This window comes from Mycobacterium alsense (assembly GCF_002086635.1).
Lineage (GTDB): Bacteria > Actinomycetota > Actinomycetes > Mycobacteriales > Mycobacteriaceae > Mycobacterium > Mycobacterium alsense.
On the sequence record NZ_MVHD01000021.1, the window covers coordinates 13,059 to 26,549 of the forward strand.

11 protein-coding genes are annotated in these 13,491 nt (G+C 69.9%); 8 read left to right on the forward strand and 3 right to left on the reverse strand.

The annotated features are described in order from the left end of the window. Positions 1-82: 82 nt before the first annotated feature. Positions 83-793 (forward strand): MgtC/SapB family protein, encoded by a 711-nt coding sequence (locus tag BST11_RS13785; RefSeq protein ID WP_083138506.1) that lies wholly within the window; start codon positions 83-85, stop codon positions 791-793. Between the two features lie 13 nt (positions 794-806). Here the strand turns inward: BST11_RS13785 and BST11_RS13790 are convergent, their stop codons facing one another. Next, on the reverse strand, positions 807-2,006 hold the full coding sequence (locus tag BST11_RS13790) for an NAD(P)/FAD-dependent oxidoreductase (protein WP_083138507.1): 1,200 nt from the start codon (positions 2,004-2,006) through the stop codon (positions 807-809). Positions 2,007-2,083: 77 nt separating this feature from the next. Between BST11_RS13790 and BST11_RS13795 the strand changes: the two genes are divergently transcribed. Next, the gene (locus BST11_RS13795; RefSeq protein ID WP_083138508.1) at positions 2,084-3,013 is read left to right on the forward strand and encodes a sterol desaturase family protein; all 930 of its coding nucleotides are present in this window, start codon (positions 2,084-2,086) and stop codon (positions 3,011-3,013) included. A 118-nt stretch (positions 3,014-3,131) separates the two neighbouring features. After that, the gene (locus BST11_RS13800; RefSeq protein ID WP_083138509.1) at positions 3,132-3,818 is read left to right on the forward strand and encodes an Rv1815 family serine proteinase; all 687 of its coding nucleotides are present in this window, start codon (positions 3,132-3,134) and stop codon (positions 3,816-3,818) included. A 2-nt stretch (positions 3,819-3,820) separates the two neighbouring features. On the opposite strand, the gene BST11_RS13805 is transcribed toward BST11_RS13800, so the two are convergent. Next, positions 3,821-4,267: a nitroreductase family deazaflavin-dependent oxidoreductase gene (locus BST11_RS13805; RefSeq protein ID WP_083138510.1), complete on the reverse strand. Its 447-nt coding sequence runs from the start codon at positions 4,265-4,267 to the stop codon at positions 3,821-3,823. 110 nt (positions 4,268-4,377) lie between these two features. Between BST11_RS13805 and BST11_RS13810 the strand changes: the two genes are divergently transcribed. The 3 genes from BST11_RS13810 to BST11_RS13820 all read left to right on the forward strand — a co-directional run bounded on the left by BST11_RS13810 (position 4,378) and on the right by BST11_RS13820 (position 7,265). Next, entirely contained in the window at positions 4,378-5,061 is a 684-nt protein-coding gene (locus tag BST11_RS13810; protein ID WP_211284712.1) for a TetR/AcrR family transcriptional regulator, read from the forward strand. A gap of 127 nt (positions 5,062-5,188) precedes the next feature. Next, positions 5,189-5,689: a VOC family protein gene (locus BST11_RS13815; RefSeq protein WP_083138512.1), complete on the forward strand. Its 501-nt coding sequence runs from the start codon at positions 5,189-5,191 to the stop codon at positions 5,687-5,689. Positions 5,690-5,798: 109 nt separating this feature from the next. Then, positions 5,799-7,265, forward strand: a complete 1,467-nt coding sequence (locus BST11_RS13820; protein ID WP_083138550.1) for an FAD-binding protein — start codon at positions 5,799-5,801, stop codon at positions 7,263-7,265. A 100-nt stretch (positions 7,266-7,365) separates the two neighbouring features. Here the strand turns inward: BST11_RS13820 and bacA are convergent, their stop codons facing one another. After that, positions 7,366-9,285, reverse strand: coding sequence for a vitamin B12 ABC transporter pemease/ATP-binding protein BacA (gene bacA, locus BST11_RS13825; RefSeq protein WP_083138513.1), 1,920 nt, complete (start codon positions 9,283-9,285; stop codon positions 7,366-7,368). A 71-nt stretch (positions 9,286-9,356) separates the two neighbouring features. Between bacA and BST11_RS13830 the strand changes: the two genes are divergently transcribed. Beyond that, positions 9,357-11,009, forward strand: coding sequence for an acetolactate synthase (locus BST11_RS13830; protein ID WP_083138514.1), 1,653 nt, complete (start codon positions 9,357-9,359; stop codon positions 11,007-11,009). Positions 11,010-11,146: 137 nt separating this feature from the next. Next, entirely contained in the window at positions 11,147-13,480 is a 2,334-nt protein-coding gene (secA2, locus tag BST11_RS13835; RefSeq protein ID WP_083138515.1) for an accessory Sec system translocase SecA2, read from the forward strand. Positions 13,481-13,491: the final 11 nt, after the last annotated feature.

Below are 13,491 nucleotides of genomic sequence, written 5' to 3' on the forward strand. Positions count from 1 at the left end.
CCACCCGCTGTTCACCTCGGCGTGCTTGGCTGCAGGCGCCCCGCGGCCACCCGTCGTCGCGGTGGGGAGGGAAAATCGGGTCGTGCACACGCTGACCATCGCGGATTTCGCGCTCCGGCTTGCCGTCGGGGTGGGTTGCGGCGCGCTCATCGGCCTGGAGCGGCAGTGGCGGGCGCGACGGGCCGGCCTGCGCACCAACGCGTTGGTGGCCGCGGGTGCGACCCTGTTCGTCCTGTACGCGGCGGCCACCACGGACAGCAGCCCCACCCGGGTCGCGTCGTATGTGGTGTCGGGCATCGGGTTTCTCGGCGGCGGTGTCATCCTGCGCGAGGGCGTCAACGTCCGGGGCCTCAACACCGCGGCCACGCTGTGGTGCTCGGCCGCCGTAGGCGTGCTGGCGGCCTCCGGGCACCTGGTCTTCACGTTGATCGGCACCGGCACCGTCATCGCGATCCACCTGTTCGGGCGCCCGCTCGGCCGGCTGATCGACCGTGACAACACCGGCGACGAGGACGAGGGCCTGCAGCCCTACCGGGTTCAGGTGATCTGCCGGCCCAAGTCCGCGAAGTACGCCCGCGCCCAGATCGTGCAGCACACCGCCAGCAACGACATCACACTGCGCGGCATCCACACCGGGCAGGCCGGCGAGGACGGCAACATCACGCTGACCGCACACTTGCTGATGAGCGGCCACACCCCGGCCCGCCTCGAGCGGCTGGTGGCCGAATTGTCGCTGCAGCCCGGCATTTACGCCGTGCACTGGTACGCGGGCGAACAGGCGCAGGCCGACTAGCGGCCGCCACTGCCTAGGGCCGGTCCTGTAGCCGCGGATCGGCGGCGGCCAGCAGGTCGGCGCGGTCGCCGGTCAGCGGGGGATAGATGCGGCGGGTGTTGATCGTCTGTTTGGTGGCCTTGGCCGCCGCGCCGGTGGAAACCACCGCCCGGTCCCAGCCTTCGGTGTAGACCGCGCCGGCCGGGCCGAGGTCGAGAACCGTGACGTACCAGGGGATCCGAAGCGCCAGCAGCGGCTGCCCGAACAGGTCGCTGACGACGTTGTAGCCGGCGTAGCGGCCCATCGGGCGTCCGTGTTGGCACGACATCACCGACAGGTGCTCGTCGTCCATGCGGGCGGCGGCCACGTCACCGGCGGCGAAAACCGAGGGCACGCCGGCCACCCGCAGGCACTCGTCGACCTCCACCCGGCCCAGCCGGTCGCGCGGCACCGGCAGCTGCTCGGTCAGCGGGCTGGCCCGCATGCCCGCGCACCACACCACGGTGGCGGCCTCCAGGTGCTCGCCCGACGACAGCGACACCCCGCGCGCGGTGACCTCGGCGACCCCGACCGCCGTTTTCGTCTCGACGCCGTTGTCGGCGAGGGCCCGCTCGATGACCGGCCGCGCCGCCGCGCCCATGTCGGAGCCCACCTGCGGGTTGCGGTCGACCACGATCACCCGGGGGCGCACGCCGCGGCCCGCGAACAGGGCGCCCAGCCGGCCGGGCAGCTCGCAGGCCGTCTCGATGCCGGTCAGCCCCGCGCCGACCACGACGACGGTGGCCGCCGCCCGCGTCGACGCCCCGTCGGCGAGCCCGCGCAGGTGGCGGTGCAGCGCCACGGCGGCGGCGTAGGTGTCGACGTCGAAACCGAACTCGCCCAACCCCGGCACTTCGGGCCTGACCACGCGGCTGCCCGCCGCCAGCACCAGCCGGTCGTAGCGGTAGGTGGCGCCGTCCGACGCGGTGACGGTGCGCGCGCGGGTGTCGATGGCGGTCACCTCGGCGGCGATGTGCGCCACCCCGACCGGCTCGAGCAGGTCGGCGAGGGGGATGCGGCAGGCGCTCAGGTCGGCTTCGTAGTTGCGCACCCGGATGTCGTGAAAGGGTTCGGGGCTCAACACGGTGACGTCCAGGGCGCCCGCCGGCACGGCGAGCTCGTCGCGCCGCCGGGCCGCACCGAGCGCCGCCCACAACCCGGCGAACCCCGACCCGATCACCACCACCGCGGTCACGCCCTCAACCCCTCGTCGATCCGGGTCCCGGCCGGATCGGCGGGACGTCGCCGGCGGGACCGTCGTAATCTATCGGTGTGACCGCCCTGGCCGGGTTCTTCTCCGCATTGCCACCGCCGATGCGGGACCCCGTGCTGTTCGCGATCCCGTTCTTCCTGCTCTTGTTGACGCTGGAGTGGAGCGCGGCCCGCAAGCTGGAGCACCTCGAGGGCGACCGGCCCGCCGCCGGGTCCCACTTCGCCCGTGACTCGCTGGCCAGCATCTCGATGGGGCTGGTTTCGGTGGCCACCACGGCCGGCTGGAAGGTCCTGGCCCTGTTCGGCTACGCCGCGATCTACGCCTATGTGGCGCCGTGGCACCTGTCGCCGGCGCGCTGGTACACCTGGGTCATCGCGATCCTCGGCGTCGACCTGCTCTACTACGCCTACCACCGCATCGCCCACCGGGTGCGGCTGATCTGGGCGACGCACCAGGCCCACCACTCCAGCGAGTACTACAACTTCGCCACCGCGCTGCGCCAGAAATGGAACAACAGCGGCGAGATCCTGATGTGGATTCCGTTGCCGCTGTTGGGAATTCCGCCGTGGATGGTGTTCTTCGCCTTCTCGGTGAACCTGATCTACCAGTTCTGGATCCACACCGAGCGGATCGACAAGCTGCCGCGGCCGTTCGAATTCGTCCTCAACACCCCGTCGCACCACCGGGTGCACCACGGGATGGACCAGCTGTATCTGGACAAGAACTACGGCGGCATCCTGATCGTCTGGGACCGGCTGTTCGGCACCTTCCAGCCCGAGGTGTTCCGCCCGCACTACGGCCTGACCAAGCGGGTCGACACCTTCAACATCTGGAACCTGCAGACCCGCGAATACGTCGCGATCGCCCGCGACTGGCGCTCGGCGAGCCGCCTGCGCGACCGGCTGGCCTACGTGTTCGGCCCGCCCGGCTGGGAGCCGCGCGTGGCCGCCCAACCCGGCGGCGTGGCCCCGCTGGCCACGTCGGGGTAACGCCGGGCCGGCCGGTAACGAAATGATCAACGCGGGGTGACGTTACGACACCGCTTCGTCACAGCTTCGTCGCAGCCTCAACCCGCGGGTCGGTAAGTTTTCGAACGGATCGGAGCTCATCGTGCACCGCCTCGCAATGCGCGCACTGGCCGCGTCGTCTGCTGTGGCTTGCGCCGCAGCACTGGCACCCTGGGCACCGCCGGTGCCGGCCAAAGCGGACCCCCCGGTGGTGTATCCGGGCATGGAGATCCGCCAGGACAATCGGGTCTGCACCCTGGGCTACGTCGACCCCGCCCTGAAGATCGCCTTCACCGCCGGCCATTGCCGGGGCAACGGAACGGTCTTCGACCGGGACCACAACGTCATCGGCCGGCTGGCCACGTTCCGCGACAACACGCCCAGCGGCACCACGGTGGCGACCGACCAGGTGATCTCGGACTACGAGGCGATCGTGCTGGACAGCAGCGTCACCGCCAACAACGTCCTGCCGGGCGGGCGCCCGCTGGAATCGAACCCGGGCGTGGCGCTGCAGCCCGGCGAGGCGGTCTGCCACTTCGGCGTCGTCACGGGCGAGACGTGCGGGACCGTGGAAAGCGTCAACAACGGCTGGTTCACCATGTCGCACGGCGTGCAGAGCCAGAAGGGCGATTCCGGGGGTCCGGTGTACCTGGCGCCCAACGGCGGCCCCGGCCAGATCGTGGGGATCTTCAACAGCATCTGGGGGGATCTGCCCGCGGCGGTGTCGTGGCGGGCCACCTCCGACCAGGTCCGCCAGGACCTCGGGGCGACGACCAATCCCGGCTGAACCTACCCGGCGGGTGCCAGGGCGAAAACCGGGATCCGGGGCGCGCCGGCGAGCAGCTGCTCGTCGGTGGAGTCCGGTGTCAGGCCGCCGACGTAGTCCTTGATCTGCCAGTACCAGCGGGCCAGGTAGCTCCGCAGCACCTCCGGCTTGGCCGCGTCTTCGAGCTCGCTGGCCCGGGCCGGCCTGCGGCGCCAGCGCGGCCCGACCTCGACGATCCCCGCCGCCCGGACGTTGCGCGCCCATTGCGTGTCCCCGCGCGGCGACACCAGGTAGTCCCCACCGTCGACGCTCAGCAGGTTGACCACGACTGTGCGCGGCTTTCCGCTCTTGCGGCCGCGTACCCGCAGCGCCCGGGTCCCGGCGATGCTGATGCCCAGCTCCGCGAGCCAGCGGACCACCGCGTTGGCGGCGCGGGCGGTCCGGCCCGGTTCTTCGTAACGCGTGGTCATGGCGTGGTCCCTTCCCGCGATTAGAGAGCGGCGCTCTCTATGCCGGACACGCTGCCACAGCCCACGCCCAAAAGCAAGAGCAGTGATCTCGGTTGTGCCAGACTGGCCGCGTGGGCAAACGCCAGCAATCGCGGGAGCAGATCGAGGCGCGCATCATCGAACTCGGCCGCCGACAGCTGGTGGAACGCGGCGCGGGCGGGCTGTCGGTGCGGGCGATCGCGCGCGAGCTGGGCATGGTGTCCTCGGCGGTGTACCGGTACGTCTCCAGCCGCGACGAGCTGCTGACCCTGCTGCTGATCGACGCCTATTCCGACCTCGCCGACACCGTGGATCGGGCCCGCGAGACCGTCGGCGAGCTCTGGAGCGACGACGTCATCGCCATCGCGCGCGCGACGCGGCGATGGGCGGTGGCCCACCCGGCCCGCTGGGCGCTGCTGTACGGCAGCCCCGTCCCCGGGTATCACGCGCCGCCGGAGCGCACGGTCCCGGCCGGCACCCGCGTGGTGGGGGCGCTGTTCGACGCGGTGGCCGCCGGGATCACCACCGGGGACATCCGGCTGACGAATGATTTTGCGCCGCAACCGATGTCGTCGGACTTCGAACGCATTCGCCACGAATTCGGGTTTCCGGGCGACGACCGGGTCATCGCGAAGTGCTTCCTGCTGTGGGCGGGCGTGCTGGGCGCCATCAGCCTCGAGGTGTTCGGGCAATACGGCGCCGACACCGTCACCGACCCCGCCGCGGTGTTCGACACCCAGCTACGGCTGCTGGTGGACGTGCTGAGCCAGCACTGACGGTGCCCAATGAGAAGGCCGAACTAGAACGTGTTCACCGCGCGTTAGCCGCTCCGGCGCGAGCGCTGGCGGCAAAGTCTTTCGGGGCCTTTCTGGCGAGCGGCGGGCTGGGATATCCTGCGTTGCGATGACCCTTCCCCTTCAATCGCCGACGCAGATCGCGTGGGTCACCCGGGACCTGGATGCCACGGAAACGGCCCTCACCGGCCTGTTAGGCGTTCGGAAGTGGGTGCGCATACCCGATGTGCACTTTCCTCCGGACGCGTGCAGCTACCACGGCAAGCCGGCCGATTTCGTCGCCAGCATCTCCTTGAGCTACCTCGGGGACACCCAGCTGGAACTGATCTCACCGGTGCGCGGGGAGAACATCTATAGTGATTTTTTGCGGGAATCCGGGCCCGGTTTGCATCACATCTGCGTCGAGGCCGAGAGCCCGGCGCAATTCGATGCCGCGCTGGCCGACGTCGCCGAGCGCGGCGCGGCGGTGGTGCAGCAGGGCGTGATGCCCGGCGGCATCCAATTCGCCTACGTTTCGGCGCCGCAGGCGGGCGTGCCGTTTCTGGAAATCGCCTACGTCTCACCGGAGATGAGGGCGTTCTACGACTACATCAAAAAGGAGCAGCGGTGAGCCGCGCCAGCGACCATGCAAAGGGGGCGCCCCCCGCCGCGCGGCGGCGAGGGGGACACATGAGCGATGTGGGGGTACCACCCGCTCGCGGGGGAGAGGAGTGGCGCCGATGAGCACCGAAATCCCGGCGACCGTCGATGCCGACACCGTGGCGTCCTGGTCGGACGAGGTCGACGTGGTGGTGATCGGTTTCGGCATCGGCGGCGGGTGCGCCGCCGTGAGCGCCGCGGCCGCCGGCGCGCGGGTGCTGGTGCTCGAACGCGCGGCCGCGGCCGGGGGCACCACTTCGCTTGCGGGAGGCCACTTTTACCTCGGGGGCGGGACCGCGGTCCAGCAGGCGACGGGACACCCCGACTCGCCGGAGGAGATGTACAAGTACCTGGAAGCCGTGTCGCGGGATCCGGACCACGCCAAGATCCGCGCGTATTGCGACGGCAGCGTCGAGCATTTCAATTGGCTGGAAGACTTGGGCTTTCAGTTCGAGCGCAGCTACTTCCCGGGCAAGGCGGTCATCCAACCCAACACCGAGGGCCTGATGTTCACCGGCAACGAGAAGGTGTGGCCCTTCCTGGAGCAGGCGGTGCCGGCGCCGCGCGGCCACAAAGTGCCCGTGCCCGGCGACACCGGCGGCGCGAGCATGGTGATCGACCTGCTCCTCAAGCGCGCCGCGAGCCTGGGCGTGCAGATCCGCTACGAGACCGGCGCCACCCAGCTCGTCGTGGACGGTTCGGGGTCCGAGACCCGCGTGACCGGCGTGATGTGGAAGCGGTTCTCCGAAACCGGTGCGATCAAGGCAAAGTCGGTGATCATCGCTGCCGGGGGGTTCGTGATGAACCCGGAGATGGTTGCCCGCTACACCCCCAAGCTGGCCGAGAAGCCGTTCGTCCTCGGCAACACCTACGACGACGGGCTGGGCATCCGGATGGGCGTGTCAGCCGGCGGCGCCACTTCGCACATGGACCAGATCTTCATCACGGCCCCGCCCTACCCGCCGTCGATCCTGCTGACCGGGATCGTCGTGAACAGGCTCGGGCAGCGGTTCGTCGCCGAGGACTCCTACCATTCCCGCACCGCCGGGTTCATCATGGATCAGCCGGACAGCGCGGCGTTTTTGATCGTCGACGAGGCGCACCTGGAGCACCCCAAGATGCCGCTGGTGCCGCTGATCGACGGCTGGGAGACCGTCGCCGAGATGGAGGCCGCGCTCGGCATCCCGGCCGGCAACCTGGTCGCGACGCTGGACCGCTATAACCGCTACGCCGCGCGGGGCGAGGACCCCGACTTCCACAAGCAGCCGGAATTCCTTGCGCCCCAAGACAAGGGGCCGTGGGGCGCGTTCGACATGTCGCTGGGCAAGGCGATGTATGCCGGCTTCACGTTGGGAGGGCTGGTCACGTCGGTGGACGGCCAGGTGTTGCGCGAGGACGGCTCCGCGGTGCCCGGCCTGTACGCCGTGGGCGCGTGCGCGTCCAACATCGCCCAGGACGGCAAGGGCTACGCCAGCGGGACGCAGCTGGGTGAGGGGTCGTTCTTCGGGCGTCGCGCCGGAGCGCACGCGGCCCGGCGGGCGCATTAAGGGAATCCACCGCCCGCGAAAGTGAATCCTGCGACGCGACACGCGTGCGATGCGTCGCGAATTTCACGCCCGAGCGGGGGATCTCCGGCCCGGCGGCGCCCTATACCCCCACCGGCTCCTTCTCCACCGGCCCCAGCCGCCATTCGCCGTCGCCGAGCAGGTGCAGCTCCTGCTCGTGGTGCTGTTCGACCGTGTGCCGATGGCTGACGCTGACCACGACGCAGTCCGGCAGCTCGGCGCGCAGCAGCTGGTAGAGCGCGAACTCCAGGCCCTCGTCGAGCGCCGAGGTGGACTCGTCGAGGAACACCGCCTTCGGCTTGGTGAGCAGGATCCTGGCGAAGGCGACGCGCTGCTGTTCTCCGGGGGAGAGCACCTTGGCCCAGTCCCGCTCCTCGTCCAGCCGGTCATACAGCGGGGCGAGGGCAACCTTGGTCAGCACGTCGCGCAGTTCGTCGTCGGCGACGTCGTCCGGTGAATTCGGGTAGCACACCACGCCGCGCAGACTGCCCAGCGGCACGTACGGCAACTGCGACAAGAACATCGTCGCGTTGTCGCCGTCGGGGCGGCACAGCGTGCCCGACGCGTAGGGCCACAACTCGGCCAGGCTGCGCAGCAGGGTGGTCTTGCCGGCACCCGAACGCCCGGTGATCACCAGCGTGTCCCCGGTGTCGAGCTGGACGTCCAGCGAATCGATCAGCTGGTCACCGTCGGGGGTGCGCACCTCGACGTGGGCGAGTTCGACGGCGGTGTCCTCGCTTGGCTTGACCAGCAACGCCGGCAGCGCCCGGCCCTTGGCGTTGGCGTCGACCAGGCCGTGCAACCGGATGATCGCCGCCCGGAACGCCGCGAACGCGTCGTAGTTGTTGCGGAAGAACGACAGCGAGTCGTGAATGTTGTTGAAAGCCTGTGCGGTCTGGGTGACGTCGCCGAACGCGATCTCACCGGCGAACAAGCGCGGCGCCTGAATTGCCAACGGCAGCGGAATGATCGTCTGGGTTACCGACCAGTTCCACCCGTTGAAGATGATCGTCCGCCGAACGTACTTGCGGTAGTTGTCGATGATCGGGGTGAACCGGCGCCACAGTTGCGAGCGCTCGACCCGCTCACCGCGGTAGAAGCCGACGGCCTCGGCGGCGTCCCGCAGCCGCACCAGCGCGTAACGGAACGCGGCGTTGAGTTTCTCGTTGTTGAAGCTGAGCCAAATCAGCGGGCGCCCAAGCCAAATCGCGACCACGGTCACCACGGCGACCCAGATCAAGACGGTCCAGAACATCGCCCGCGGGAACGTCACGCCCAACACATTGAAATCCCCCGACAAGTTCCACAGGATCGCGGCGAACGAGATCACCGACGCCACCGCGTTGACGGCGCCGAACAGCAGGGTGTTGGTCGTGCCGTTGGACGGGATGTTCGGGGTGCCGCCGGCGTTCGCGGTGAAGATATCGATGTCCTGCTGGATGCGCTGGTCGGGGTTGTCGATCGTCTTGTCGATGAACAGGTCTCGGTAGTACGCGCGGCCGTCCAGCCAATCGTCGGTGAGGTGGGCGGTCAACCACATGCGCCAGGCGATGATGAAACGCTGGGTCAGGTAGATATCGAGGATCACCCGCGCGATGAAGATGGCGGCAAGCAGGATGAAAATCGCCAGCGAGGTCCAAAAGCCGTGTATCCCGGACGCTTTGACCTCGTCGTTACCCGAGGCGATCCCTTCGAATGCCTTCTGCAGCGCGGTGTACAGATCATTGCTCTGGTAGCTGAACAGCACGTTGAGCCGGACCGAGAACAGCACCAGCAGCAGCAGCACGCCGAGTCCCAGCCACGCCTTGACGCGGGTCGGACCCAGGAAATAGCCGCGGGTGATCCGCCAGAATTGGCGGCCCCACGGCGTGAGATACCTGATGGCGACCAGCACGGCCAGCAGACAGACGGCGCCGATCACCCAGGCGATGGCGAGCCACCTCAACGAATCCTGAAATGCCGTCGACCAGTCGATCGACGGCTTGAATGGCGTGGGACCCAACTTCGACGTCTCCCTTTTGCGGCGGTACTTCCCCCGCAAGCTACCCGAGCGATTGCGGATAGGCTGCGCAGATGAGCATCGACGCTCCGTCCAGCCAGACCGTGCACGCCGGCCGCCTCGTCGCACGCCGGCTCAAAGCCAGCGGTGTCGACACCGTCTTCACGCTGTCGGGTGGGCACCTGTTCTCCATCTACGACGGGTGCCGCGACGAGGGCATCCGGCTCATCGACACCCGCCACGAGCAGACCGCGACGTTCGCGGCCGAGGGCTGGTCGAAGGTGACGCGGCTGCCGGGCGTGGCCGCGCTGACCGCCGGGCCGGGCGTCACCAACGGGATGAGCGCGATGGCCGCCGCGCAGCAGAACCAGTCGCCGCTGGTGGTGCTCGGCGGCCGGGCCCCCGCGCTGCGCTGGGGCATGGGCTCGCTGCAGGAGATCGACCACGTCCCGTTCGTGGCCCCGCTGGCCCGCTTCGCGGCCACCGCGCAGTCGGCCGACGACGCCGGCCGCCTGGTCGACGGGGCGTTGCGGGCGGCGGTCGGCGCACCGTCGGGCGTGGGTTTCGTGGACTTTCCGATGGACCATGCCTTTTCGATGTCGCAGGACCCCGAGATCGGGGATCGTCCCGGCGCCCTGGCCGCGCTGCCGCCGGGCCCCGCACCGGACGGCGCCGCGCTCGATCGCGCCGCCGGCCTGCTGGCGGCGGCGCGCCGACCGGTGATCATGGCCGGCACCAACGTCTGGTGGGGGCGCGGGGAGGCGGCGCTGCTGCGACTGGCCGAGGAACGGGACATCCCGGTGCTGATGAACGGGATGGCGCGCGGCGTGGTGCCCGCCGACCACCCGATGGCTTTCTCGCGGGTGCGCGGGAAGGCGCTGGGCGAGGCCGACGTCGCCCTGATCGTCGGCGTGCCAATGGATTTCCGGCTGGGCTTCGGCAAGGTGTTCGGCCCGGAAACCCAGCTCGTCGTCGTCGACCGCGCCGAACCGGCGCGCGAGCACCCGCGCCCGGTCGCGGCCGGGCTGTACGGCGACCTCACCGCGATTTTGTCGGCGCTGGCGGCGGCCGGAGGCGCCGACCAGCGGGCCTGGGTCGACGAGCTGCGGGCGGCCGAGACCGCCGCGCGCATCGAGGAGGCCGCCGAACTCGGCGACGACCGGATCCCGCTGCACCCGATGCGGGTGTACGCCGAGCTGGCTCCGCTGCTGGACCGCGACGCCATCGTGGTGATCGACGCGGGTGACTTCGGGTCGTATGCCGGTCGGGTGATCGACAGCTATCAGCCCGGCTGCTGGCTGGACAGCGGCCCGTTCGGCTGCCTGGGTTCGGGCCCGGGCTACGCGCTGGCGGCCAAGCTGGCCCGACCCGACCGCCAGGTGGTGCTGCTGCAGGGCGACGGCGCGTTCGGCTTCAGCGGCATGGAGTGGGACACCCTGGCCCGGCACAACGTGCCCGTGGTGTCGGTGATCGGCAACAACGGCATCTGGGGTCTGGAAAAGCACCCGATGGAAGCGCTTTACGGCTATTCGGTGGTGGCCGAGCTGCGCCCGGGCACCCGCTACGACGAGGTGGTGCGCGCCCTGGGCGGCCACGGCGAGCTGGTATCCGCGCCCGCCGAGCTGCGGCCGGCGCTGGAGCGTGCCTTCGCCAGCGGCCTGCCCGCCGTCGTCAACGTGCTCACCGACCCGACCGTCGCCTACCCACGCCGATCCAACCTGGCTTGAGGGCCGCCCCGAGGCCGCCGTGCGGCCGCCGCTGGGCCGCCACGGGCCCGCGAGCGTCCGCATTTGTACGCCAGACTCCGGCGCGTCGCGCACACACGCGCGCTCGCCGGTTTGGGCGGCTCGCGTACCGTTGACCTGTGCCGAAGACCACCCGGACCCAACCCGGCCGCCTGAGTAGCCGCTTCTGGCGGCTGCTGGGCGCCAGCACGGAAAAGAACCGCAGCCGCTCCCTCGCGGACGTCGCCGCCGCGTCGGAATACGACGAGGATGCCGCGAATCTTTCCGACGAGAAGTTGCGCAAGGCGGCCCAGCTGCTCAACCTCGACGACCTCGCGGAGTCCCCGGACATCCCGCAGTTTCTTGCGATCGCCCGGGAAGCCGCCGAGCGGGCAACCGGCCTGCGGCCCTTCGACGTCCAGCTCCTGGGGGCGTTGCGCATGCTGGCCGGCGACGTGATCGAGATGGCCACGGGGGAGGGCAAGACGCTGGCCGGCGCGATCGCGGCCGCGGGATACGCCATCGGCGGACGGTCCGTGCACGTGGTGACCATCAACGACTACCTTGCCCGCCGCGACGCCGAGTGGATGGGGCCGCTGCTGGAGGCGATGGGGCTGACGGTCGGCTGGATCACCGCGGAGTCGACGAGCGAGCAGCGCCGCACCGCCTACGGCTGCGACGTCACCTACGCCTCGGTCAACGAGATCGGCTTCGACGTGCTGCGCGACCAGCTGGTGACCGACGTCGACGACCTGGTGTCGCCCAACCCCGACGTGGCCCTCATCGACGAGGCCGACTCGGTGCTCGTCGACGAGGCGCTGGTGCCGCTCGTGCTGGCCGGCACCACCCACCGCGAGACGCCGCGGCTGGAGATCATCAGGCTGGTCGGCGAGCTGTCGGCCGGCACCGACTACGAGACGGACGCCGACAGCCGCAACGTCCACCTGACCGACACCGGCGCCCGCAAGGTCGAAAAGGGGCTAGGCGGCATCGACCTCTACTCCGAGGAACACGTCGGCACCACGCTGACCGAGGTCAACGTGGCCCTGCACGCGCACGTGCTGCTGCAGCGCGACGTGCACTACATCGTGCGGGACGGCGCGGTGCACCTGATCAACGCCTCGCGCGGGCGCATCGCGCAGCTGCAGCGCTGGCCGGACGGCCTGCAGGCCGCCGTCGAGGCGAAGGAGGGCATCGAGACCACCGAGACGGGCGAGGTCCTCGACACCATCACGGTGCAGGCGCTGATCAACCGCTACGCCACCGTGTGCGGCATGACGGGGACCGCGCTGGCCGCCGGTGAGCAGCTGCGCCAGTTCTACAAACTGGGCGTTTCGCCAATCCCGCCGAATACTCCCAACATTCGCGAGGACGAGGCCGACCGCGTGTACATCACCGCGGCCGCCAAGAACGATGCGATCGTCGCGCACATCGCCGCCGTGCACGAGTCGGGGCAACCGGTGCTGGTGGGCACCCGCGACGTCGCCGAGTCCGAGGAGCTGCACGAGCGGCTGCTGCGCCGCGGCGTGCCCGCGGTGGTGCTCAACGCGAAGAACGACGCCGAGGAGGCGAAGGTGATCGCCGAGGCCGGCGAGTTCGGCACGGTGACGGTGTCGACCCAGATGGCCGGGCGGGGCACCGACATCCGCCTCGGCGGATCCGACGAGGCCGACCACGACCGGGTCGCCGAACTGGGCGGGCTGCACGTGGTGGGCACGGGTCGCCATCACACGGAGCGGCTCGACAATCAGCTGCGCGGCCGCGCGGGGCGCCAGGGCGACCCGGGGTCGTCGGTGTTCTTCTCGAGTTGGGAAGACGACGTCGTCGCGGCCAACCTGGACCCCAACAAGCTCCCGATGCAGACCGACTCCGAAAAAGGGGACGGCCGCATCGTCAGCCCCAAGGCGGCCGGGATGCTCGACCACGCGCAGCGGGTCGCCGAGGGCCGGATGCTCGACGTGCACGCGAACACCTGGCGCTACAACCAGCTGATCGCCCAGCAGCGCGCCATCATCGTCGATCGGCGAAACACGTTGCTGCGCACCGCAACCGCGCGAGAGGAGCTCGCCGAGCTGGCGCCGAAGCGCTACGAGGAGCTCGCCGAGTCGCTGTCGGAAGGTGAGCTCGAAAGAATCTGCCGGCTCATCATGCTGTATCACCTCGACCGGGGCTGGGCCGACCATCTCGCGTATCTGGCCGACATCCGCGAGAGCATCCACCTGCGCGCGCTGGGCAGGCAGAACCCGCTGGACGAGTTCCACCGGCTGGCGGTCGACGCGTTCGCGTCGCTGGCCGCCGACGCGATCGAGGCGGCACAGCAGACTTTCGAGACGGCCAACGTGCTCGAGGAGGAGCCGGGGCTGGACCTGTCCAAGCTGGCGCGGCCGACCTCGACGTGGACGTACATGGTCAACGACAACCCGCTGTCCGACGACACGCTGTCGACGCTGAGCCTGCCGGGCGTGTTCCGCTAGGCGCCCGCCCG

Coding starts and splice junctions, on each gene's coding strand:
- BST11_RS13805 (WP_083138510.1), bottom strand. CDS start 4,267: ATGACCACGCGTTACGAAGAACCGGGCCGGACCGCCCGCGCCGCCAAC.
- BST11_RS13815 (WP_083138512.1), top strand. CDS start 5,189: ATGACCCTTCCCCTTCAATCGCCGACGCAGATCGCGTGGGTCACCCGG.
- BST11_RS13820 (WP_083138550.1), top strand. CDS start 5,799: ATGAGCACCGAAATCCCGGCGACCGTCGATGCCGACACCGTGGCGTCC.
- BST11_RS13830 (WP_083138514.1), top strand. CDS start 9,357: ATGAGCATCGACGCTCCGTCCAGCCAGACCGTGCACGCCGGCCGCCTC.